This is a genomic window from Sphingomonas sp. LHG3406-1, from assembly GCF_029637485.1.
Taxonomy (GTDB): Bacteria; Pseudomonadota; Alphaproteobacteria; order Sphingomonadales; family Sphingomonadaceae; genus Sphingomicrobium.
The window spans coordinates 1,364,959-1,385,762 of sequence record NZ_CP069128.1 but is presented as its reverse complement, the minus strand read 5'-3'; the positions used below and the strand labels follow the sequence as shown (position 1 = coordinate 1,385,762).

The following is a 20,804-nucleotide window of genomic DNA, read 5'->3' as shown; positions in this document are numbered from 1 at the left end:
CGCCTAGCGCGACTTCGCCGTCCAGTAATCGGCGAGGCGCGAGTCCCGATCGACGCCGAGTCCCTGCCGGAAGGCGGTGCCGAGCGCGCGCATCGCCGGCTTGTCGCCGTGGAGCGCTGCCTCGAACAGCCAGCTGGCGCCCGTCTCCGGGTCCTGAGCAACGCCTTCGCCGCGCATCAGGATCAGCCCGATCGTCCGCATCGCCCAGGCATCGCCCTTCTTCGCCGCGGCCTGCAGATGGGTGATGGCGTCCGGGGTGCGCCCCTCCTCGAACGCTTCCCTGGCGCAGTCGGCATGCGGCAGTCCGCAACGGCCGATCTGGCCCATCTCGACCCAGCTGCCCTGACCGCCGGAGCGGAAATCCTGGCCGGTCGGCGGCGAGGGAGGGCCGAGGCTCACGGATTGAAGGAGGATGGCGGCGGCGATCAGCATCACGGACTCCTCGACTGAAGCGGCGGGCAGGCTATCATCGCTCGGATCCGCGGGGAAGTTGCCCTTTTCGCGCGCATTTCCTACCGCGCCGTCATGGACGCACCTCAAGAGGATATGGACAACCGCCCGTCGGGCGCCCGGGAAGATCCCGATCATCCCGGCTGGTACAGCTGGATCGAGCTCGACCCCGACAGCTTCGCCGCCCAGACGGGCAAGCTGATCTTCCGCCCCGACGGCCCCGGCCGCGCGATGGTCCGCATGTTCCCGGAGGAACGGCACCTCAATCTCGGCGGATCGTTGCACGGCGGCATGGTGATGAGCTTCATCGACATGGCCCTGTTCGGCGGCGGCCGCTGCGCCGGCATGCGCAAGGCGCATTATGTCACGCTCGACCTCACCACCAAGTTCATGGGCCGCGGCCAGGCCGGCAAGCCGCTCGACGCCCATGTCGAACTGGTCCGCCAGACCCGCAGCCTCGCCTTCCTCCAGGGCGTCGTCCGCCAGGACGGCGAGGCCTGCTACAGCTTTTCCGGCACGCTGAAGAAGCTTCGCGACCATACGTGACCGCCCTCCACCAGTCACTGCGGGTCGAAGGCGAAGCCATCCACGGCGCGAAGTGGATCGCTTTGCCGCGCTCGCGATGACAGCATCAGGCCCCGTTTCCGCCGCCTACGGCAAGCTGCTCGCAGCGGGCGAGCTCAAGGCCGATCCCGACCAGGCGCGGGCGGTGGCCAGGCTTGACCGGCTGGGCGCGGAACTGGCGATGCGGCGCGGCTTCTTCGCCCGCCTGCTCGGACGCCGCCGCGATGTCTGTGGGATCTATCTCTGGGGCGGCGTCGGGCGCGGCAAGTCGATGCTGATGGACCTTGCCTTCGACCGCATTGACGTGACCCTGAAGCGCCGCGTCCACTTCCATGCCTTCATGCTCGAAGTGCACGACCGGCTCCGCCAGGAGCGGGCGAAGGGGGAGGGTGACCCGATCCCCGCGGTCGCCGAGGCCATCGCCCGCGACAGCCTGCTGCTCTGCTTTGACGAGATGGTGGTCAACAATCCCGCTGACGCGATGATCCTGTCGCGCCTGTTCACCGCCCTCATCGAAGAAGGCGTGGCGGTGGTCACCACCTCCAACCGCGCGCCTCGCGATCTCTACAAGGACGGCCTCAACCGCGACCTGTTCATGCCCTTCATCCACCTGCTCGAGGACCAGCTCGAGGTGATCGCGCTCGACGGTCCGACCGACTATCGGCTCGACCGCCTGCACGGGGTGGAAACCTGGCACGTGCCCAACGGCCCGGCGGCGACCGAAGCGCTGTCGAAGGCCTTCTTCCAGCTCACCGACTATCCGGTCGAGGATCGCGCCAACGTGCCGAGCGAGGATCTGGCGATTCCCGGTGGCCGCACGTTGCACGTGCCCAAGAGCCTCAAGGGCGTCGCCGTCTTTTCCTTCAAGCGTCTGTGCGGGGAAGCGCGCGGCGCCGCCGACTTTCTCGCCGTCGCCCAGCGTTTCCACACGGTGATCCTGGTCGGCATTCCCGTCATGGGACCCGAGAAACGCAACGAGGCGGCGCGGTTCGTCACGCTCGTCGACGCGCTCTACGAACACAAGGTCAAGCTTCTCGCCGCCGCCGACGCGGAGCCCGCCGCCCTTTATCCTGCCGGCACCGGCGCCTTCGAATTCCAGCGCACCGTCAGCCGCCTCGAGGAGATGCGCAGCGCCGGCTATCTCGCCGAAGGTCACGGCCTGACGGCCTGAACAAGCGCCGCCGCCGACCGAAAGCGTGCACGGGCCTCTATAGGTTCAGGGAAACTCCGCAGCACGAGAGACCTGTTCCGATGACCATCAAGCGCATGATCCGCATCGCTGCGACAGTCGCCCTGTCGACCCTGCTGGTCTGCTCGGTCGTGTTCGCCATCGGGATCAATTCCATCCGCATCGGCGGCGCCAACGATCAGCAGTTGCAATATGCGAGCGATCTCCAGGCCGACATCCTGCCGCCGCCCCTGTTCCTCGTGGAAGCGACGCTGGAGGCGACCCGCCTGCTGAAAAACGCGGAGGGCCGGGAGGAGCGGATCGCCAGGTTGGCCAAGCTCCAGAAGGAATTTCGTGAACGCAAGGAATTCTGGGACCAGCCCGGAAAGCTCGACCCCAAGCTCAAAGAGCTGCTCGATGGTCCGGTAAACGAGGGCGCCCAAGAATTCTGGACGATCATCGATGGGGAGGTCGTGCCGGCTATCCGCCGTGGCGACGACGCTTCCGCTGCAGCTTCCTTCTCACGGGCGGAGCGTGCCTTCGAGCATCACCGGGCCAGTATCCATGAGATCGTCACCGCGGCCAACGTCCACAAGGAGGAGGTGCTCGCAAGCACGGACCAGAATCTGCAGATCAAGATCGGCCTGCTTGCCTTCTTCGGGCTGCTGCTGCTCGGCGGGACGATGGCTGCCGCCTTTCTCCTCAACCGCAGGGTCGTGGAACCCCTGTCCGAATTGACCGAAGCGACCGCCGCCCTCGCAGAAGGCAAGCAAGCCACCATTCCGCACATCGATCGCGAGGATGAGCTCGGCAGGCTCGCCGCCGGCTTCGCTCACTTCCGCAAGGTGGTGGAGGATCTCGCCGAGGTCGAGCGCCGCGATGCCGCCAAGAAGAAGGCGATGGTCGACATGCTGGCGGACGTGCTGATGCGCATGTCGGACGGCGACCTGCGCAAGGTCCTCGAGACCGAGTTCGACGGCGACTATGGCATGATCGGGACCAATCTGAACCAGGCCATCCTCTCCCTTCGGGAGATGGTGCAGCAGGTGGTGACCAGCGCCAGCTCGATCCGCCAGGCTGCCGGCGAGATCGCCGACGCCTCGTCCGACCTGTCCAACCGCACCCAGTCCAACGCCGCCGCCATCGAGCAGACCACGGCCGCCCTGACCGACGTCGACCGCCGGGTCACCTCGACCCGCGACGCGGCGCAGAGCACGGCGGAGTCGGCGGAGCGGGCCAAGGCCGCCGTCGAGCGCGGCCTTGCCAAGGCCCGCACGGCCGCCTCGACCATGGAAGAGGTGCGCGAAGCCGCGGCCAGCGTCGACGGCGTCATGGAAGCGCTCGACAAGATCGCGTTCCAGACGCGGGTCCTCGCGATGAACGCCGCCGTCGAAGCCGGTCATGCAGGCGAAGTCGGCAAGGGCTTTGCGGTCGTCGCCGATCTCGTCTCCCAGCTCGCCGCGCGGGCGGAGGAAGAGGCGCGCAACGCCCGCGAGCAGCTCACTGCCACCGCCGAGCGGATCGCCCAGGCGGTCGAAGGCGTGTGCGAGGTCGAGGTGCAGTTCACCGACATCGTTTCCGACGTCGCTTCGGTCACCGAACTGGTCGAGAAGCTCTCGTCCGACGCCCAGGCGCAGGCCTCGGCCGTCGCCGAAATCTCCGCCGCGATGCGCCAGATGGACGTCGCCACCCAGCAGAATGCCGCCATGGTCGAGCAGACCAGCGCCGCCGCCGCCAATCTCCTCGGCAGTGCCGGCCAGCTGGTCGCCAACGCCGAGCAGTTCAACTGGGATCGCCGCGAGCGCAACCAGCCGATCGACCACGAGCGCCGCGGTCGCCTGCCGCAGTCCGTCTTCCCCACGGCAGCCTGAGCGGGAGCGAAGGGCAGGGCGCAAGCGCTCTTGAGTCCGACCGGCATGAGGGCCTAGCCTGCCCGCTCTTCAGGAGGGGGAAGTGCCGTGTCCAAAGCCTTGGGTCTGTTTGCCCTGGTCGCGCTCGCCGCTTCGCCGGCCCGCGCTCAGGCGCCCGATCGCGCCGCCGAGCGGGCCTTGTTCAGGCAGGTCGTCGAGGCGCAGACGGTGGCCGGCCGCCCGGACGAGTTCCGCAAGCTCACCCGCCTGCTCACCGGCGAACTGGCCAGGGCCGGCATTCGCGACGTGGTCGTCAAGGACCATGACAATACGCAGACGTTGATCGCCCGGTGGAAGAGCCCGCGCCCGACGGGCAGGAAGCCGATCCTGCTCCTCGCCCACATGGACGTGGTCGAGGCCAAGGCGTCAGACTGGAAGAACCCGCCTTTCCAGTTCCGGGAGGAAGGCGGCTATTATCTCGGCCGCGGCTCCGCCGACAACAAGGCGGCGCTGACCGGGATCGTCCTCGCCCTGCAGGGACTGAAGGCGCAGGGCTGGCAGCCGAACCGCGACATCGTCATCCTGTTCACCGGCGACGAGGAGACGGCGATGCACAGCGTCCGCCGCGCCGCGACCGAATGGCGCAGCCTGATCGATGCCGAATATGCGTTGAACGGCGATGCCGGCGGCGGGTCGGTGTTCAAGGACGGCCGGGTCGAGGCCTGGGGCATGCAGATCGCCGAGAAGACCTATGCCGACTATCGCCTGACCGCCGTCAACCGGGGCGGCCACAGCAGCCGTCCGCGCCCCGACAATGCCATCTATGCGCTTGCCAATGCGCTGGCCGCGCTCGAGCGGCATCGCTTCGCGCCGATGATCAACGACGCCACCCGCGCCACCTTCGAACAGACCGCGGCGCGGGACGGCGGCCGGCAGGGCGAGCTCATCCGTCGCTTCCTCGCCGATCCCAGGGACCGCGAGGCGGCCGACCTCCTCGAGGCGACCGAGCCGGGCGAGACCCGCACCCGCTGCGTCGCCACCATGCTGTCCGGCGGCCATGCGCCCAACGCCCTGCCGCAGAAGGCCGAGGCCAACGTCAACTGCCGCATCTTCCCGGGCGTCGGAATCGAGCAGACCCGCCGGGACCTCCAGCAGCTCGCCGGCGCGGACGTCACCGTCACCACCATCGCCGACTCGACCACGCCCGAAACCGCGCCCAGCCCGATCCGCGCCGATGTGCTCGACGCCTACAAGGCTGCCGTCGCCACCCGCTTCAAGGATGCGCCGGTGCTGCCCTTCCAGTCGGCCGGCGCAACCGACGGCGCCTATCTGCGGGCGGCGGGCATTCCGGTCTATGGCTTCGGCGGCCTGTGGAGCATCGTCGGCGAACACACCAACGCCCACGGCCTCGACGAGCGGGTGCTCGTCGAAGGCTTTCACGGCCAGGTGCCGATCTGGATCGAGATGCTGAAGAGGGTTGCCGGCTAGCGCCACGCGAAAGGGCCGCCCGGTCGCCCGGACGGCCCCCGCAGGTTCAGCCGTGTCGGCTCAGCCCTCGTCGGCTCAGCCCTGTCGGCTCAGCGCAGGATCGCGTTGATGATCTGCTCGACCACCAGGGTGCGCGGATCGACCCGGTAGAGCGATCCCTGGTCGTAATAATAATTGTAGTTGTCGTAATAGTCCGGCCGGTCGCCGAAGTAGCGGTTGCGGACCTCGTACGGCAGCGCGTCGTAGCGGTAGCGGCGATAGCCGTAGCTGTCGGCGTAGCGCTGGCCGACGCCCAGCTTCTTCGCCTGCCCCGGCGGCAGGCAGCCATTGTTCTTCTTGGCCAGGCCCGGCGGGCAGCCCGGCTGATTGTAGCCATGGGCCTGCTGATGCTTGGCCCCATGCTTGCCATGACCGGCATGGTCGGGCTGGGCGGCGGCCGGCGCCGCCGCGGTGAAGGCGAGCGCCAGGGCGCCGCCGATCAGGAGATGCTGTTTCATGCCTGCCTTCCTATTGCCTCGGCTCTGAACCGATTGTGACGCATCCGTTCATATCCTGCAACGAAAGCAGGGCTCTTGCGGTTGCCCCTTTCGCTCCCTCGGGCTAGAGGCGCGGCCGACCCGGTCGCCCTTCCCGGCGGCCATTCTCGCTAGACAGACGGAGTCCCATGGCCCGCAAGAAGATCGCCCTCGTCGGCGCCGGCATGATCGGCGGAACCCTCGCCCACCTCGCCGCCAAGAAGGAACTGGGCGACATCGTCCTGTTCGACATCGCCGAGGGCATTCCGCAGGGCAAGGCGCTCGACCTCAGCCAGTGCGGCCCGATCGAGGGCTTCGACGCGAAGATCACCGGCACCAACGACTATGCCGACATTGCCGGGGCCGACGTGGTGATCGTCACCGCCGGCGTGCCGCGCAAGCCGGGCATGAGCCGCGACGACCTGCTGGGCATCAACCTCAAGGTGATGAAGGCCGTCGGCGAGGGCATCAAGGCGCATGCTCCTGACGCCTTCGTCATCTGCATCACCAATCCCCTGGATGCGATGGTGTGGGCGCTTCGTGAGTTCTCCGGCCTTCCCGCCGAGAAGGTCGTCGGCATGGCCGGCGTGCTGGACTCGGCCCGCTTCGCCACCTTCCTCGCGGAAGAGTTCAAGGTCAGCGTCCGCGACGTGAACGCCTTCGTCCTCGGCGGCCACGGCGACACGATGGTCCCGGTCACCAGCTACACCACGGTCAGCGGCATCCCGGTCGACGACCTCGTCAAGATGGGCCGCTCGTCCAAGGAAGCCATCGACGCCATCGTCAAGCGCACCCGCGGCGGCGGCGGCGAGATCGTCGCCCTGCTCAAGACCGGCTCGGCCTATTACGCTCCGGCCACCAGCGCGATCGCCATGGCCGAAGCCTATCTGGGCGACCAGAAGCGCATCCTCCCCTGCGCCGTCCGGGTCGACGGCAAGTACGGCCTCGACGGCCTCTACGTCGGTGTCCCGGTCGTGATCGGCGCGGGCGGTGCCGAGGAAGTGATCGAGATCGAGCTGGACGAAGAGCAGAAGGCCAACCTCGCCGTCAGCGTCGGCGAAGTGAAGGGCCTGCTCGAAGCCTGCAAGCAGATCGAGCCGAGCCTGGCGTAGTGGCCATCGTTGCGAGCGCCCTGATCCTCTTCGGCATCTTCGCTCTCGCGAGATTGCTCTCGAAGAGCTTGGCGCGCGCTTTGCTCGTGCTCTTCTATGTTCCTGTTGTGGCTTCTGGCGGCCGCATCCCGGCGCTGGGACGCGACGTTGGCTACTCTAGCTGGTGGGCCGAGTTCTGGGACCAAGCAGCATTGCTCGGCGGAATCGCTGGTTATCTTGCTGCTTCCGAATATCTAAAGCGACGTGGCGATCGCTACTACGAGAACAGAAGGGTTGAAGAGGCAGAATGAGCATTCTCGTAAACCGTAACACCAAGGTCATCACGCAGGGCATGACCGGTGAGACCGGCACCTTCCACACCGAGCAGGCGCTCGCCTACGGCACGCAGATGGTCGGCGGCGTGACGCCCGGTAAGGGCGGCACCACCCACATCGGCCTGCCGGTGTTCGACACGGTCGAGGAAGCCGTCGCCAGGACCGGCGCCGACGCCTCGGTCATCTACGTTCCGCCGCCCTTCGCCGCGGACTCGATCCTCGAGGCGATCGATGCGCAAGTCCCGCTGATCGTCTGCATCACCGAGGGCATTCCGGTGCTCGACATGGTCAAGGTCAAGCGCGCGCTCGACGGTTCGAAGTCGCGCCTGATCGGCCCGAACTGCCCCGGCGTCCTCACGCCGGAAGAGTGCAAGATCGGCATCATGCCGGGCAACATCTTCAAGAAGGGCAGCGTCGGCGTCGTCTCGCGCTCCGGGACCCTCACCTACGAAGCCGTGTTCCAGACCTCGAACGAGGGCCTCGGCCAGACCACCGCGGTCGGCATCGGCGGCGATCCGGTCAAGGGCACCGAGTTCATCGACATGCTCGAACTGTTCCTTGCTGACGACGAGACCAAGTCGATCATCATGATCGGCGAGATCGGCGGCTCGGCCGAAGAGGAAGCGGCCCAGTTCCTGGCGGATGAGGCCAAGCGCGGCCGCTCCAAACCCACCGTCGGCTTCATCGCCGGCCGCACCGCGCCTCCGGGCCGGCGCATGGGCCATGCCGGCGCGATCGTCTCGGGCGGCAAGGGCGATGCGGAATCGAAGATCGCGGCGATGGAAGCGGCTGGCATTCGCGTCAGCCCGAGCCCATCTGAGCTTGGCAAGACGCTGAAGGAACTGCTGCAGGGCTGACCCTACCCGACGAAGGTCGGGGTCAGAATTCCCTCGGGGTCGCGACAAAGAGGACTGCGCTTCGGCTTGGGCCGAAGCACGAAGAGGCGGTGATGGACGCTTACGAGACCGAGCAAGGACCGAGCTGGCAGCGGCAGAACTGGCCGCTGGCTGATCTCGACGATCTCAACGGGGGTCTCGATCCCACCCAGGCCGCGATCGAGAAGGTCGCCAAGGGAGCCAAGGCGCAGGCCGCCGCTTCTGGCGCTTCCGAGGCCGAGGTCCGCCGCGCTGCCGAGGACTCGATCCGCGCGATGATGCTGATCCGCACCTACCGGGTGCGCGGGCATCTCGCCGCCGACCTCGATCCCCTCGGCCTCGCCAAGCGCGAGCTTCCGGCCGACCTCACCCCCGAATATCACGGCTTCACCGCCGCCGACCTCGACCGGCCGATCTTCATCGGCGGCAATCTCGGGCTCGAGTCCGCCTCCGTCCGCGAGATCGTCGCCATCCTGCGCGCCAACTACTGCGGCAAGATCGGCCTCGAATATATGCACATCAACGATCTTGCGGAGCGGCGCTTCCTGCAGGAACGGATGGAAGGTCGCGACAAGGGCGTGAATTTCACGCCCGAGGGCAAGCAGGCGATCCTCGAGAAGGTGATCCACGGCGAGCAGTGGGAGAAGTTCCTCGCCCGCAAATATGTCGGGACCAAGCGCTTCGGCCTCGACGGCGGCGAGAGCATGATCCCGGCGCTGGAAGCGGTGATCAAATATGGCGGGCAGGCGGGGGTCGAGGAGATCGTCGTCGGAATGGCCCATCGCGGCCGGCTCAACGTCCTCGCCAACGTCATGGGCAAGCCCTACCGCGCCATCTTCAACGAATTCGCGGGCGGAAGCGCCAACCCGAAGGACGTCGGCGGTTCGGGCGACGTCAAATATCACCTCGGCACCTCGTCGGACCGCGAATTCGATGGCGTTCAGGTCCATCTCTCGCTGCAGGCCAATCCCTCGCACCTCGAAGCCGTCAACCCGGTCGTGCTCGGCAAGGCGCGCGCGGTGCAGGTGATCAAGGGCGACGAGGAAGGCGACAAGGTCCTGCCGGTCCTGCTGCACGGCGACGCCGCCTTCGCCGGCCAGGGCATCGTCTGGGAATGCCTCAGCTTCTCCGGCCTGCCCGGCTACGGCATCGGCGGCTGCATCCACTTCGTCATCAACAACCAGGTGGGCTTCACCACCTCGCCCCAGTTCGCGCGTTCGTCGCCCTATCCGTCGGACGTGGCCAAGGGCATCCAGGCGCCGATCCTGCACGTCAACGGCGACGATCCCGAAGCGGTCACCTTCGCCTGCAAGCTCGCGACCGAGTTCCGGCAGGCGTTCAACCGCGACATCGTCATCGACATGTGGTGCTATCGCCGCTTCGGCCACAACGAGGGCGACGAGCCGAGCTTCACCCAGCCGCTGATGTACGACGCAATCCGCAAGCATCCGCCGGTCAGCAAGCTCTACGGCGACCGGCTGGTCGCGGCGGGCGTCGTCGACCAGGCCTGGATCGACGGCAAGACCGCCGAATTCGTCGCGCATCTCGAGACCGAGTTCGACGCCGGCGCCACCTACCTTCCGAACAAGGCCGACTGGTTCGAAGGCCGCTGGGCTGGGCTCAACCGTCCGGCCGAGCCGGTCGAGGGCCGCCGCAACATCGGCACCGCGGTCGCAGAGGACCAGGTCCGTGCGCTCGGCAAGCAGCTGACCGTCGTTCCCGAAGGCCTCTCCGTCCACAAGACGCTGCAGCGCATCCTCGATGCTAAGAAGGCGATGTTCGACAGCGGCTCAGGGTTCGACTGGGCGACCGCCGAAGCGCTGGCGTTCGGGACCCTCATCGCCGAGGGCCAGAATGTCCGCCTGTCGGGCCAGGACAGCGGCCGCGGCACCTTCAGCCACCGCCACGCGGTCTGGACCGACCAGCAGACCGGCGCCAAATATGTGCCCCTGACCGGCATCGAGGGCGGCCGCTTCGAGGTCCGCGACAGCCCGCTTTCCGAATTCGGCGTGCTCGGCTTCGAATATGGCTACAGCCTCGCCGACCCGCGCACGCTGGTGCTGTGGGAAGCCCAGTTCGGCGATTTCGCCAATGGCGCGCAGGTGATCATCGACCAGTTCATCGCCAGCGGCGAAGCCAAGTGGCTGCGCGCCAGCGGCCTCGTCATGCTGCTTCCGCACGGGTTCGAGGGGCAGGGGCCGGAGCATTCGTCCGCCCGCCTGGAGCGCTACCTGCAGCTCTGCGCCGAGGACAATATCCAGGTCGCTTACCCGACCACCCCGGCCAACTATTTCCACCTGCTGCGCCGCCAGCTGCGCCGCGACTTCCGCAAGCCGCTGGTGGTAATGACGCCCAAGAGCCTGCTTCGCCACAAGCTGGCGGTGTCGGCAATCGGCGATTTCAGCGGCGACAGCCACTTCAAGCGCATCCTGTCCGACCTCAACCCGCCCAGCCAGACGCGCCGCGTCGTCCTCTGCTCGGGCAAGGTCGCCTACGAGCTGATGGAAGCGCGCGACGAGGCCGGCCTCGGCGACGTCGAGATCCTCCGCATCGAGCAGCTCTACCCGTTCCCGGCCGAGCCCCTGGTCAAGCGCCTCGCCGCCATGACCGGCCTCGAGCAACTGGTCTGGTGCCAGGAAGAGCCGCGCAACAACGGCAGCTGGTTCTTCGTCGAGCCGTTCCTCGAGGAATGCCTCAGGGCCGCCGGCAAGGGCTTCCGGCCGACCTACGCGGGCCGTTCCGCCTCGGCGTCGCCGGCGACCGGCCTTGCCAAGCGGCATGTCGCCGAACAAAGCACGTTGATCGCCGAAGCGCTCGGGACGGGTGGTGCCCGGGACGAGGCGACCAAGGCGGCCACGGATACGGTCCGCCACGCCGGCAAGGCGAATGCGTGAGCCGATAAGGGCCTGAGGGAGAAGCATGGGCATCGAAGTCAAAGTCCCGGCACTGGGCGAGAGCATCACCGAAGCGACGCTTGGCGCATGGCTGAAGAAGCCCGGCGATCCCGTCGCGGCCGATGAACCGATCGCCAGCCTCGAGACCGACAAGGTCAGCGTGGACGTGCCGTCGCCGGTCGCCGGCGTGTTCGGTGAGGCGCTGGTCGCCGAGGGCGACACCGTCAACGTCGGCGCGGTGATCGCGACCATCGGCGAAGGCGGCGGCGCTGCTGCTGCCGCCCCGGCCCAGGGGGAAGCGGCTCCTGCCACGGCCGCCCCGGCCCCGGCCGCCAAGTCGGGCGAGATCACGGACGAGCAGGCCCAGGCCCTCCGCCTCAGCCCCGCCGTCCGCCGCGCCGTCCAGGAAAGCGGCGTCGACCCCGCCGGCCTCACCGGCACCGGCAAGGACGGCCGCCTGACCAAGGAAGACGTCGCCAAGGCGAAGGCCCCGGCAGCCGCTCCGGCTCCCGCTGCGGCTCCGGCCCAGGCCGCCGCACCCGCCACCCCGCGCGGCGAACGCAGCGAAGAGCGGATCAAGATGACCCGCCTGCGCCAGACCATCGCCAACCGGCTGAAGGAAGCGCAGAACACCGCCGCGCTGCTGACGACGTTCAACGACGTTGACATGACCGAGGTGATCGCGGCCCGCACCCGCTACAAGGACCTGTTCGAGAAGAAGCACGGCATCCGCCTCGGCTTCATGGGCTTCTTCACCAAGGCCGCCGCGCTCGCCGCCCGCGACGTTCCCTCAGTCAATGCCCGCATCGAGGGCGACGAGATCGTCTATCACAATTACCTCGACGTCTCGGTCGCGGTGTCCGCGCCCAAGGGCCTGGTGGTTCCGGTCGTCCGCTCCGCCGACCAGATGAGCTTCGCCGAGATCGAGCGCACCATCGCCGACTTCGGCAGCCGCGCCAAGGCGGGTACGCTGACCGCCGACGACATGAAGGGCGGCACCTTCACCATCTCCAACGGCGGCGTGTTCGGCAGCCTGATGTCGACCCCGATCATCAACCCGCCGCAGAGCGCCGTGCTCGGCCTCCACCGCATCGAGGAGCGGCCGGTGGTCAAGGACGGCCAGATCGTCGCCCGCCCGATGATGTACCTCGCTCTCTCCTACGACCACCGCCTAGTCGACGGCCGCGAGGCGGTCACCTTCCTCGTCCGCATCAAGGAAGCGATCGAGGACCCGACCCGACTGCTGATCGATCTGTAACTGCCTGCACCCCGGAGAAGGCCGGGGCCCAGGATGGCGCGGCAGCGCCATGAACCTATCTAAGCTGGACCCCTGCCTTCGCCGGGGAACAAGGAAAGCAAATGTCCGACTACGACTATGACGTCCTGGTGATCGGCGCCGGCCCCGGCGGCTATGTGGCGGCGATCCGCGCCGCGCAGCTCGGCCTCCGGACCGCCTGCGCCGAAAGCCGCGAGACATTGGGCGGCACCTGCCTCAACGTCGGCTGCATCCCGTCCAAGGCCCTTCTCCACGCCTCCGAACTGTTCGAGGAAGCCGCCCACGGCCACTTCGAGAAGTGGGGCATCAAGGGCCAGTTCTCGATCGACATTCCGACCATGCAGAAGGGCCGGGTCGAAGCGGTCGGCGGGCTCACCAAGGGCATCGAATTCCTGTTCAAGAAGAACAAGGTGACCTGGCTGAAGGGCCTCGCCAGGTTCACCGCTGCCGACACGGTCGAGGTCGCCGGCCAGACCGTGCGCGCCAAGAACATCGTCGTCGCCACCGGCTCGTCGGTCACCCCGCTTCCGGGCGTCGCGATCGACCAGGAAAGGATCGTCGATTCGACCGGCGCGCTCGAGCTTCCCGAAGTGCCCAGCCACCTCGTCGTCATCGGCGGCGGCGTGATCGGGCTCGAGCTCGGCTCGGTCTGGCGGCGTCTCGGCGCCAAGGTCACCGTGGTCGAATATCTCGACCAGATCCTCCCCGGCATGGACGAGGAGATCCGCAAGGAATCGAACAAGATCTTCAAGCGCCAGGGCTTCGAATACCGGCTCGGTACCAAGGTCACCGGCGCCGAGCGGCAGGGCGACAAGGTCTTCCTCACCGTCGAGCCGGCGAAAGGCGGCGCGGCCGAGACGATCGAGGCCAGCCACGTCCTCGTCTCCATCGGCCGCCGCCCGAACACCGAGGGCCTAGGCCTCGACGCCGCCGGCCTTTCGCTCAACGGCAAGGGCCAGATCGAGACCGACCACAGCTTCCGCACGGCCGTCCCCGGCATCTGGGCGATCGGCGACGTCATCCCCGGCCCGATGCTTGCCCACAAGGCTGAGGACGAGGGCATTGCGGTGGCCGAGAACATCGCCGGCCAGACCGGCATCGTGAACCACGCCATCATCCCCAGCGTCGTCTACACCACGCCCGAGATCGCCGGCGTCGGCCTGACCGAGGAGCAGGCGCGCGCGGGCGGCGAGGTCAAGGTCGGCAAGTTCCCGATGATGGCCAACAGCCGCGCCAAGACCAACGGCGAGCCCGACGGTCTGGTCAAGGTCATCGCCGATGCGAAGACCGACCGCGTGCTCGGCGTGTGGATGATCAGCAACCTCGCCGGCACGATGATCGCGCAGGCCGCGCAGGCGATGGAATTCGGCGCCACGTCCGAAGACATCGCCTACACCTGCCACGCCCACCCGACCCACGCCGAAGCCTTCAAGGAAGCGGCGATGGCGGTTCAGGGCAAGCCGATCCACATCTAGCTGTTCTCCTGCGAAAGCAGGAGCCCAGTGCCTTCCGGCTCTCGTCACCCCAAACCCGATCCAGCGTCCCGCTTCCTCAACCTCCCCGTTGCGCAGCAATGGGGAGGGGGACCGCCGCGGCACGCGGTGGTGGAGGGGCCAGCCACCGCAAGGCTAATGTCTGCCAAGGGTGGAAAGCGGACATTAGCAGGTGTCGTCTACGGCGCGCTTTGGCCGTTTGCAGCTGGTCCGGATTTCGGCAACCGCGTCGAAAGCCTGACGCTCGCCTAGCTAACTAGCTGATGTCTCGAATTGAACTGTATGCGCGGCTGATGGGGAAATCATTTCCTTAAGAAATTTCTGCCATTCCGTGGCCGTTCGAAAACCCGAAGTCAGATCGTCTGCCTTCCTGTTCCTCAAGGATCGTGTCTTGCGCCAATGGCTGATCGTCGTGCCCGCGCTGCTGCTGGTCGGCTGCGAACCACCTGCCGCCCGTGAAGATCCGATCAGTCCGGCGCCCGGCCTGTACGCAATCAAGCTTCCGTCCTTCTTCCCGTCTAAGTCGGTTCCGGAGAAGGCTAGTTGCGTCAAAGACGGGGCCGAGAAGATTCTTGCGGACCGGCTGATCGGCGTTCCCTTCGAGGCGGTCGAATGCAAGGTCCAGCCGCTTGTCCGCAAGGGCAACTTCCTGACCATCAGTGGCACCTGCACCCCGCCCTCCGATGTCGCGAAGGGCATGATGGGCGTCGAAGGTCAGGCGATCGTTGAACCGACTGCGGTCACCGGCAGCTTCAAGCTCGACCTGTCCGCCATCGAAGCGTCCGGCAGTGATGCGACAAAGGCATCGATCCTGACCAAGCTCACCCGCTTCCGCTTCGAGGCCCGCCGGGTCGGCGACTGCTGAGCGCCGCCGATATTCATCGATTGCTAGGCCTTGCCCGATAGTGGTGCCCATCTTGTTCGACGTGGGGGTATAGTGATGCGTCAGTTGCTTTTCGTCCTCTGTGCCTTTCCGCTCGCCGGCTGCGAGCCCTCGGCGGCACGGGAGAACCCGGTAGACGTACAGCCGGGCCGATATGTCTTCGACCTGCCGATGGAGCTCACTCCTGCAGCGATGAGGCAGAATAGTTGGCAATGCGTCTACCCCGGACTGCACCAGAAGGGGGTTCCCCTGATGCTGATCAGGCTGCCTTTCGAAACCCTGAAGGACTGCCGCGTCGACGAGCCGGTCCGCAAGGGCAATCTCATCACGATCAAGGGAAGCTGCAATCCACCGGAAGGTGTGTCCGGTGGCTCCATGGAGATCGTCGGCGAAGCGACCATCGCGGCCGACGGCGTCGATGGCAAGTTCGAGGTGGACACGAGCAAGCTCGACCCGAACTCCACGAATAGCGGCAAACTGGAGGAGCTGAAGGGCCTCAAGACCTTCAAGGTCTTCGCCAAGCGGACAGGTGAATGCTAAGGGATCACGCGATCTTGATGCTCTAATTCACATTCGGGCACGTTCCCGGCCAAAGGTTCAACTTGCGGCTGAAGCCTGTAGTCGTTCATCAGCAATTTCGAAGGCAGAGGCTTCGCATTCCGGTAAGCCCGTGGAGAACGTCACCGAGGGACGCTACACCGCAACGCGGGTTGGAGATTGCAGCTGAGTTGCGCCTCATCGTCGGACGAGAGGCAGAATCGCAGCAAGGCTCGGCTGTAAGTTAAGCCAAGGCTGAGTGGTTCAACTTCCGGCGGCGTAACTCCGAACGACCGCGAGGGGCGCCAAGCAGCCGGTGAGCTTACGTCCGGATGGGTCGAAAGCAGACATAAGCCGCCGCCTCTCAAAAAGCGCTGTCCTACAGCCCTCCGCCTCCCTTACCCTCTTCCGCATGCCCGACCTCACCTCCAAGCCCCGCCATGACGGTTGGACGCCTGACGTCCGTGCCGCCTTCCTCGAAGCGCTCCGGGACACCGGCAAGATCGTTGCCGCGCTGGCCGCGGTGCGGCGTGCCCGCAGCGGCGCCTATGCTCTCAGGAACCGCGATCCCGCCTTCCGCGCCGAGTGGGACCAGGCGCTGCTCGACGCGCGGCCGCTGATCGACGACCTGCTCCTCTCCCGCGCGCTCAGCGGTACCCGCACGGTCATCGTCGACGCGGAAGGGCGCGTGCTCCGGACCTTCTGCGAAACCGACACGCGGCTCATGCAGCGGATGCTGAGCCGCCTCGAGCATCTTGCGGGCGTGCGCCGGGTCGGGCAGCGGGAGAGCCGGGGACGGCGGGCCTGAGGCGGGAAATGGACAAAGTGAAATTGAAGGCAGAAGTTATTTTCTCGGCCACCCACCCATGAACCTCCGCCGCACCCTTCGCCGATGGCACGTCTGGCTCGGTTGGGCCGTCGGCCTGCCCTTGCTGTTCTGGACCCTGTCCGGCCTCGTCATGGTGGCGAAGCCGATCGAGGAGGTGCGGGGGAGCGACCTCCTCCGCCCCGCCGATCCCGTCACCCTCGCCGCGCCGCCGGTCATGCCGTCGATCGTCGCCGGCCTTCCCCTCGCCAGGGTCAGCCTCGAACAGCGCGCCGCCGGACCCCGCTGGATCATCGAGGTGCGCAACGGGCCGACCCGCCTCGCCGACCCCGTCACCGGCCGCCTGCTTCCGTCCGTCAGTGCCGCCGAGGCATCGGCAGAGGTTGCCCGCCGCTACACCGGGCAGGCGCGCATCGTCTCGGTCAGCCGGACCGACCCGGCGAACCCGCCGCTCGACCTTCGCCGCGACATCGCGGCCTGGCAGGTCAGCCTGACCGACGGTACCCGCATCTATGTCGACGCCGCGACCGGCGGGATCGTCGCCACCCGCACCCGCTGGTGGCGCATCTACGACTGGATGTGGGGCCTCCACATTATGGACCTCGACAGCCGCGAGGACACGCATCACCCGTTGCTGGTCGGCTTCGCGGCCCTCTCGCTGCTGACGGTCCTGCTCGCCCTCGTCCTGCTGCCGCTGGTATCCCGCCGCCGGCGCTCCTAGATACGGGTCATGGGATATGAAGCCGAGCTGAAGCTCTTCATCGACGGCGCCTGGCGCCAGGGCGAGGGCGACCATGCGCCCGTCATCAATCCGGCGACCGGCGACACCATCGCCGAACTGCCGCTGGCGAGCACGGGCGACCTCGATGCTGCGCTGGACGCCGCGAACCGCGCCTGGCCGGCATGGCGGGCGACCGACGTCGAAAAGCGCGCCGCCATCCTCCACAAGACCGCCGACCTGCTGCGCGAGCGGTCCGAACAGATCGGCCGGCTGCTCACCCAGGAACAGGGCAAGCCGCTCGTCGAGGCGATCGGCGAGGTGCAGGGCTCGGCCAGCATGTTCGACTATTTCGCGGAAGAAGCGAAGCGCGCCGGCGGCCGGGTCCTCGTCCGCCCGACCGGCCAGCGCTCGATCGTCATTCCGCAGCCCGTCGGGCCGACCGCGACCTTCACGCCGTGGAACTTCCCCATCTACCTCCTCGCCAAGAAGGTCGCCGCGGCGCTGGCGGCGGGCTGCACCGTCATCTCCAAGCCGCCCGAGGAGACCCCCGGCTGCACCGGCGCGCTCGCGCGGGCGCTCGACGATGCCGGAATTCCCAAGGGCGTGTTCCAGCTGGTGCACGGCGTTCCCGACACGGTCTCGCGCCACCTCATCGGCAGCAGCGTCATCCGCAAGATCAGCTTCACCGGCTCGACCGGCGTCGGCAAGCATCTGATGAAGCTCGCCGCCGACGGCATGAAGCGCATCACCATGGAATTGGGCGGCCACGCGCCGGTGCTGGTATTCGACGATTGCGACCTCGACCGAACGCTCGACATGCTGGTCCCGCAGAAGTTCAGGAACGCCGGCCAGGTGTGCGTCTCGCCGACCCGCTTCTTCGTGCAGGAGGGAATCTATGACGCCTTCGCGCGCGGCTTTGCCGAGCGGACGGCTGGCGTGAAGATGGGCAATGGCCTCGATGCCGCGACCAGGATGGGCCCGCTCGCCAACGAGCGGCGTCTGCCCGCCATCCAGGGCCTGGTCGACGACGCCCGCGCGAAAGGCGCGCGCGTGCTGGCCGGCGGCGAGCCGGGGCAGGGGGGCTATTTCTTCCAGCCGACCGTGCTCGCCGACGTGCCCGACGAGGCGCAGGCGATGAACGTCGAGCCGTTCGGGCCCGTGGCGCTGATGCGCAGCTTCCGCGACGAGGAAGAGGCGCTGCATAACGCCAACCGCCTGCCCTACGGCCTCGCCGCCTTCGTCTTCACCGAGAATGGCCGCCGCGCCAATCGCCTCGGCGATGCGATCGAGAGCGGCATGGTCGGCATCAACAGCTTCGCCATTTCCGTGGCCGACGCGCCGTTCGGCGGTATCAAGGAAAGCGGTTTCGGCTCCGAGGGCGGCGTCGAGGGGCTGGCGAGCTATCAGGTGACCAAGGCCATCCACCAGGCGTGAGCGAGCTTGCCGCCACCCGCAGCCTGATCGCCGCCGGCGCCCTGCTGGCGGCGGTGGCGGTCGCGTTCGGGGCCTTCGGTGCGCACGCGCTCAAGGGCCGGCTCGACGCGGAGGCGCTCGGCTGGTGGCAGACGGCGGTGACCTATCTGCTTCCCCATGCCGTGGCGGTGGTGGCGATCGGCCTCTCCGCCCGCTCGCCGCTCGCTCTGTCCGGATGGCTGCTGGCGGGCGGCGCGGCGCTGTTCGCGGCGACGCTCTTCGCCATGGCGCTGGGCGCCCCGCGCTGGCTCGGCGCCGTCACCCCGCTTGGCGGCACCGCCATGATCGCCGGCTGGCTGCTCCTCGCCTGGCAGGCCTTGCGGGAGGGCTGACCCACCGCTAACCCGCCCGCGCCCACGTGCTCGGGCAGCCGCACTTCACCATCGAAGGAAGCGAATGCCCGAGCTTGCCATCCTCTACGAACACCCCCTGTGGTTCGAGCCGCTGTTCGCCGCCCTCGATCGCGCGGGCGTGGACTATGTGAAGCTCCCCGTCGGCGACCACGCCTTCGATCCTGAAGGCTCGCCGCCGCCGGCGAAGGTGATCTTCAACCGCGTTGCCATGTCGAGCTTCCTGCGCGAGCCCGAGCATCCGCTCTACTACACCATGGCCCTCCTTGATCACTGGCGCCGGCAGGGCGCCACCGTCCTGAACGGTCCCGAGGTGATGGCGATCGACAGCAACAAGGCGCGCCAGCTGTCGCTGCTTTCCGGACTTGGGCTCGCCGTTCCAAGAACCCGCGTCGTCCACCGCGCCGCCGACCTGGTGAAGGTGGCGGCGGAGATCGGCTATCCCCTGCTGGTGAAGGCCAATGTCGGCGGCTCGGGCGCCGGGATCATGCGCTTCGACAGCGAGGCCGAAGTCGCCGCGGTGGTGGGCGCTGGTGACGCGCCCTCGTCGGTCGACCGGGTGCTGCTGGTGCAGGAAGCGGTGCCGGCGCGGGGCGGCGTCATCTGGCGGCTCGAGACACTTGATCGTCGCTTCCTCTATGCCATCGCGGTCGATGGCGCAGGGCAGTTTGACCTCTGCCCGGCCGACGCCTGCGACGACGATCGGGGCACCCCGATCGCCATGCGCGTCTTCGATCCGCCGGCCGAGATCGTCGCCGCGGTCGAGCGCGTGGCCGAGGCGATGGACATGGACGTCGGCGGGGTCGAGGTGATGGTCGACGATCGCGACGGCACGCCTAAATTCTACGACATCAATGCCCTGTCGAACTTCGTCGCGAAGCCGGTCGAGGTGCTCGGCTGGGACCCGCACGACCGGCTCGTGACGTGGCTCAAGGACAGGATTGCAGGAGTACGCACATGAGGTTCGGTTACTGGATGCCGGTGTTCGGCGGCTGGCTCCGCAACGATCCCGACGAAGGCCCGTCGGCGACTTGGGAGGCGGTGCGCGACCTTACCATCCGCTCGGAAGAGACGGGCTGGGACCTCAGCCTCATCGCCGAGCTCTTCCTCAACGACATCAAGGGGGTCGAGGAACCCGCGCTGGACGCCTGGAGCACGGCGGCGGCACTGGCCGCGGTGACCAGCCGGATCGAGCTGATGGTCGCGGTGCGGCCCAACTTCCACCATCCGGCGCTTCTGGCCAAGCAGGCGGCGAACATCGACCGCATCTCGAATGGCCGGCTGGCGCTCAACGTGGTGAGCAGCTGGTGGAAGGAAGAAGCCGAGCAATATGGCCTTGCCTTCGACCAGCATGACGATCGCTATGCGCGCACCGCCGAATGGCTGACCGTGGTCGACGGCCTCTGGCGCGAGCAGCGCTTCACGCACGATGGCGAGCGCTACAAGCTGCGTGACGCGATCGTCGCGCCCAAGCCGGTGCGGCGCCCGGTGGTCTATGCCGGCGGCGAGAGCGAGGCGGCGAAGACACTGATCGCTACCCAGTGCGACGCCTATGTCATGCATGGGGATCCGGTGGAGGCGATCGCGCCCAAGATCGCTGACATGAGGGCTCGGCGGGAAGGGGTCGGCGGGCCGGCGATGCCCTTCGGCATGGCAGCCTACGCCATCGTCCGCGACACCGAAGCAGCGGCGAAGGCCGAACTGGAGCGGATCACCGCCATGCCGGCGACTCCGCCGCCGGGTTTCGCCAACTTCGACCAGTGGCTCTCGGGGACCGAGCTGGAGCGCACCCTCAAGCTGCAGGAATATAGCGTCTCGAACCGCGGCCTCCGCCCCAATCTGGTCGGCACGCCCGAGCAGATCGCCGAACGGATCCGGGCCTATGAAGCGGTCGGCCTGGATCTTCTCCTGCTGCAGATGAGCCCGCAGGCGGAGGAGATGGATCGCTTCGCCGAGACGGTCATGGCGCCGATGCGGGAAGGGCGGCTCTGACCCGAAAAGATACAGCCTTTGTG

20 protein-coding genes are annotated in these 20,804 nt (G+C 67.5%); 18 read left to right on the top strand and 2 right to left on the bottom strand.

Annotation, left to right across the window (positions count from 1 at the left end; translation table 11 throughout):
* Nucleotides 1–3 precede the first annotated feature (3 nt).
* Nucleotides 4–432: a hypothetical protein gene (locus tag JOY29_RS06850; RefSeq protein ID WP_300975429.1), complete on the bottom strand. Its 429-nt coding sequence runs from the start codon at nucleotides 430–432 to the stop codon at nucleotides 4–6.
* A 93-nt stretch (nucleotides 433–525) separates the two neighbouring features.
* Here JOY29_RS06850 and JOY29_RS06845 point away from each other — a divergent pair, with 93 nt between their 5' ends.
* The 4 genes from JOY29_RS06845 (at nucleotide 526) to JOY29_RS06830 (ending at nucleotide 5,520) form a co-directional block, all read left to right on the top strand.
* Entirely contained in the window at nucleotides 526–996 is a 471-nt protein-coding gene (locus JOY29_RS06845; RefSeq protein WP_300975428.1) for a PaaI family thioesterase, read from the top strand.
* A gap of 76 nt (nucleotides 997–1,072) precedes the next feature.
* A complete protein-coding gene (zapE, locus tag JOY29_RS06840) occupies nucleotides 1,073–2,185 on the top strand; it encodes a cell division protein ZapE (protein ID WP_300975427.1) in 1,113 nt (370 codons plus the stop codon).
* An 80-nt stretch (nucleotides 2,186–2,265) separates the two neighbouring features.
* Nucleotides 2,266–4,053, top strand: coding sequence for a methyl-accepting chemotaxis protein (locus JOY29_RS06835; protein WP_300975426.1), 1,788 nt, complete (start codon nucleotides 2,266–2,268; stop codon nucleotides 4,051–4,053).
* Nucleotides 4,054–4,140: 87 nt separating this feature from the next.
* Nucleotides 4,141–5,520, top strand: coding sequence for a M20/M25/M40 family metallo-hydrolase (locus JOY29_RS06830; RefSeq protein ID WP_300975425.1), 1,380 nt, complete (start codon nucleotides 4,141–4,143; stop codon nucleotides 5,518–5,520).
* A gap of 89 nt (nucleotides 5,521–5,609) precedes the next feature.
* On the opposite strand, the gene JOY29_RS06825 is transcribed toward JOY29_RS06830, so the two are convergent.
* Complete coding sequence (locus tag JOY29_RS06825) at nucleotides 5,610–6,017, bottom strand: hypothetical protein (RefSeq protein ID WP_300975424.1); 408 nt, start codon at nucleotides 6,015–6,017, stop codon at nucleotides 5,610–5,612.
* Nucleotides 6,018–6,184: 167 nt separating this feature from the next.
* Here JOY29_RS06825 and mdh point away from each other — a divergent pair, with 167 nt between their 5' ends.
* From mdh to JOY29_RS06755, 14 genes are all read left to right on the top strand, one after another.
* Nucleotides 6,185–7,147: a malate dehydrogenase gene (gene mdh, locus JOY29_RS06820; RefSeq protein ID WP_300975422.1), complete on the top strand. Its 963-nt coding sequence runs from the start codon at nucleotides 6,185–6,187 to the stop codon at nucleotides 7,145–7,147.
* Nucleotides 7,147–7,437, top strand: coding sequence for a hypothetical protein (locus JOY29_RS06815; RefSeq protein ID WP_300975421.1), 291 nt, complete (start codon nucleotides 7,147–7,149; stop codon nucleotides 7,435–7,437). Before mdh ends, JOY29_RS06815 begins: the two co-directional genes overlap by 1 nt.
* Complete coding sequence (sucD, locus tag JOY29_RS06810) at nucleotides 7,434–8,318, top strand: succinate--CoA ligase subunit alpha (RefSeq protein WP_300975420.1); 885 nt, start codon at nucleotides 7,434–7,436, stop codon at nucleotides 8,316–8,318. Before JOY29_RS06815 ends, sucD begins: the two co-directional genes overlap by 4 nt.
* Nucleotides 8,319–8,410: 92 nt before the next feature.
* Nucleotides 8,411–11,230 (top strand): 2-oxoglutarate dehydrogenase E1 component, encoded by a 2,820-nt coding sequence (locus JOY29_RS06805; protein WP_300975419.1) that lies wholly within the window; start codon nucleotides 8,411–8,413, stop codon nucleotides 11,228–11,230.
* Nucleotides 11,231–11,255: 25 nt separating this feature from the next.
* Nucleotides 11,256–12,488 (top strand): 2-oxoglutarate dehydrogenase complex dihydrolipoyllysine-residue succinyltransferase, encoded by a 1,233-nt coding sequence (gene odhB, locus JOY29_RS06800; protein WP_300975418.1) that lies wholly within the window; start codon nucleotides 11,256–11,258, stop codon nucleotides 12,486–12,488.
* A gap of 101 nt (nucleotides 12,489–12,589) precedes the next feature.
* Nucleotides 12,590–13,981: a dihydrolipoyl dehydrogenase gene (lpdA, locus tag JOY29_RS06795; RefSeq protein ID WP_300975417.1), complete on the top strand. Its 1,392-nt coding sequence runs from the start codon at nucleotides 12,590–12,592 to the stop codon at nucleotides 13,979–13,981.
* Nucleotides 13,982–14,390: 409 nt separating this feature from the next.
* Nucleotides 14,391–14,864, top strand: coding sequence for a hypothetical protein (locus JOY29_RS06790; protein WP_300975416.1), 474 nt, complete (start codon nucleotides 14,391–14,393; stop codon nucleotides 14,862–14,864).
* 75 nt (nucleotides 14,865–14,939) lie between these two features.
* Nucleotides 14,940–15,422 (top strand): hypothetical protein, encoded by a 483-nt coding sequence (locus JOY29_RS06785; protein WP_300975415.1) that lies wholly within the window; start codon nucleotides 14,940–14,942, stop codon nucleotides 15,420–15,422.
* A 409-nt stretch (nucleotides 15,423–15,831) separates the two neighbouring features.
* Nucleotides 15,832–16,227 (top strand): hypothetical protein, encoded by a 396-nt coding sequence (locus JOY29_RS06780; protein ID WP_300975414.1) that lies wholly within the window; start codon nucleotides 15,832–15,834, stop codon nucleotides 16,225–16,227.
* A gap of 58 nt (nucleotides 16,228–16,285) precedes the next feature.
* Entirely contained in the window at nucleotides 16,286–16,966 is a 681-nt protein-coding gene (locus JOY29_RS06775; RefSeq protein ID WP_300975413.1) for a PepSY domain-containing protein, read from the top strand.
* A gap of 9 nt (nucleotides 16,967–16,975) precedes the next feature.
* Nucleotides 16,976–18,400 (top strand): NAD-dependent succinate-semialdehyde dehydrogenase, encoded by a 1,425-nt coding sequence (locus tag JOY29_RS06770; protein ID WP_300975412.1) that lies wholly within the window; start codon nucleotides 16,976–16,978, stop codon nucleotides 18,398–18,400.
* Nucleotides 18,397–18,771 (top strand): DUF423 domain-containing protein, encoded by a 375-nt coding sequence (locus tag JOY29_RS06765; protein ID WP_300975411.1) that lies wholly within the window; start codon nucleotides 18,397–18,399, stop codon nucleotides 18,769–18,771. Before JOY29_RS06770 ends, JOY29_RS06765 begins: the two co-directional genes overlap by 4 nt.
* A gap of 64 nt (nucleotides 18,772–18,835) precedes the next feature.
* Nucleotides 18,836–19,750, top strand: a complete 915-nt coding sequence (locus tag JOY29_RS06760) for an alpha-L-glutamate ligase (protein WP_300975410.1) — start codon at nucleotides 18,836–18,838, stop codon at nucleotides 19,748–19,750.
* Nucleotides 19,747–20,781 carry an LLM class flavin-dependent oxidoreductase gene (locus JOY29_RS06755; RefSeq protein ID WP_300975409.1) on the top strand — a complete coding sequence of 345 codons (1,035 nt, stop codon included), beginning with the start codon at nucleotides 19,747–19,749 and terminating at the stop codon, nucleotides 20,779–20,781. Before JOY29_RS06760 ends, JOY29_RS06755 begins: the two co-directional genes overlap by 4 nt.
* The last annotated feature ends 23 nt before the right edge of the window (nucleotides 20,782–20,804 follow it).

Bases quoted from the DNA above. Each gene is read 5' to 3' on its own strand.
- JOY29_RS06850 (WP_300975429.1), bottom strand. From the start codon at position 432: ATGCTGATCGCCGCCGCCATCCTCCTTCAATCCGTGAGCCTCGGCCCT.
- JOY29_RS06845 (WP_300975428.1), top strand. From the start codon at position 526: ATGGACGCACCTCAAGAGGATATGGACAACCGCCCGTCGGGCGCCCGG.
- zapE (WP_300975427.1), top strand. From the start codon at position 1,073: ATGACAGCATCAGGCCCCGTTTCCGCCGCCTACGGCAAGCTGCTCGCA.
- JOY29_RS06835 (WP_300975426.1), top strand. From the start codon at position 2,266: ATGACCATCAAGCGCATGATCCGCATCGCTGCGACAGTCGCCCTGTCG.
- JOY29_RS06825 (WP_300975424.1), bottom strand. From the start codon at position 6,017: ATGAAACAGCATCTCCTGATCGGCGGCGCCCTGGCGCTCGCCTTCACC.
- mdh (WP_300975422.1), top strand. From the start codon at position 6,185: ATGGCCCGCAAGAAGATCGCCCTCGTCGGCGCCGGCATGATCGGCGGA.
- sucD (WP_300975420.1), top strand. From the start codon at position 7,434: ATGAGCATTCTCGTAAACCGTAACACCAAGGTCATCACGCAGGGCATG.
- JOY29_RS06805 (WP_300975419.1), top strand. From the start codon at position 8,411: ATGGACGCTTACGAGACCGAGCAAGGACCGAGCTGGCAGCGGCAGAAC.
- odhB (WP_300975418.1), top strand. From the start codon at position 11,256: ATGGGCATCGAAGTCAAAGTCCCGGCACTGGGCGAGAGCATCACCGAA.
- lpdA (WP_300975417.1), top strand. From the start codon at position 12,590: ATGTCCGACTACGACTATGACGTCCTGGTGATCGGCGCCGGCCCCGGC.
- JOY29_RS06785 (WP_300975415.1), top strand. From the start codon at position 14,940: ATGCGTCAGTTGCTTTTCGTCCTCTGTGCCTTTCCGCTCGCCGGCTGC.
- JOY29_RS06780 (WP_300975414.1), top strand. From the start codon at position 15,832: ATGCCCGACCTCACCTCCAAGCCCCGCCATGACGGTTGGACGCCTGAC.
- JOY29_RS06775 (WP_300975413.1), top strand. From the start codon at position 16,286: ATGAACCTCCGCCGCACCCTTCGCCGATGGCACGTCTGGCTCGGTTGG.
- JOY29_RS06770 (WP_300975412.1), top strand. From the start codon at position 16,976: ATGGGATATGAAGCCGAGCTGAAGCTCTTCATCGACGGCGCCTGGCGC.
- JOY29_RS06760 (WP_300975410.1), top strand. From the start codon at position 18,836: ATGCCCGAGCTTGCCATCCTCTACGAACACCCCCTGTGGTTCGAGCCG.
- JOY29_RS06755 (WP_300975409.1), top strand. From the start codon at position 19,747: ATGAGGTTCGGTTACTGGATGCCGGTGTTCGGCGGCTGGCTCCGCAAC.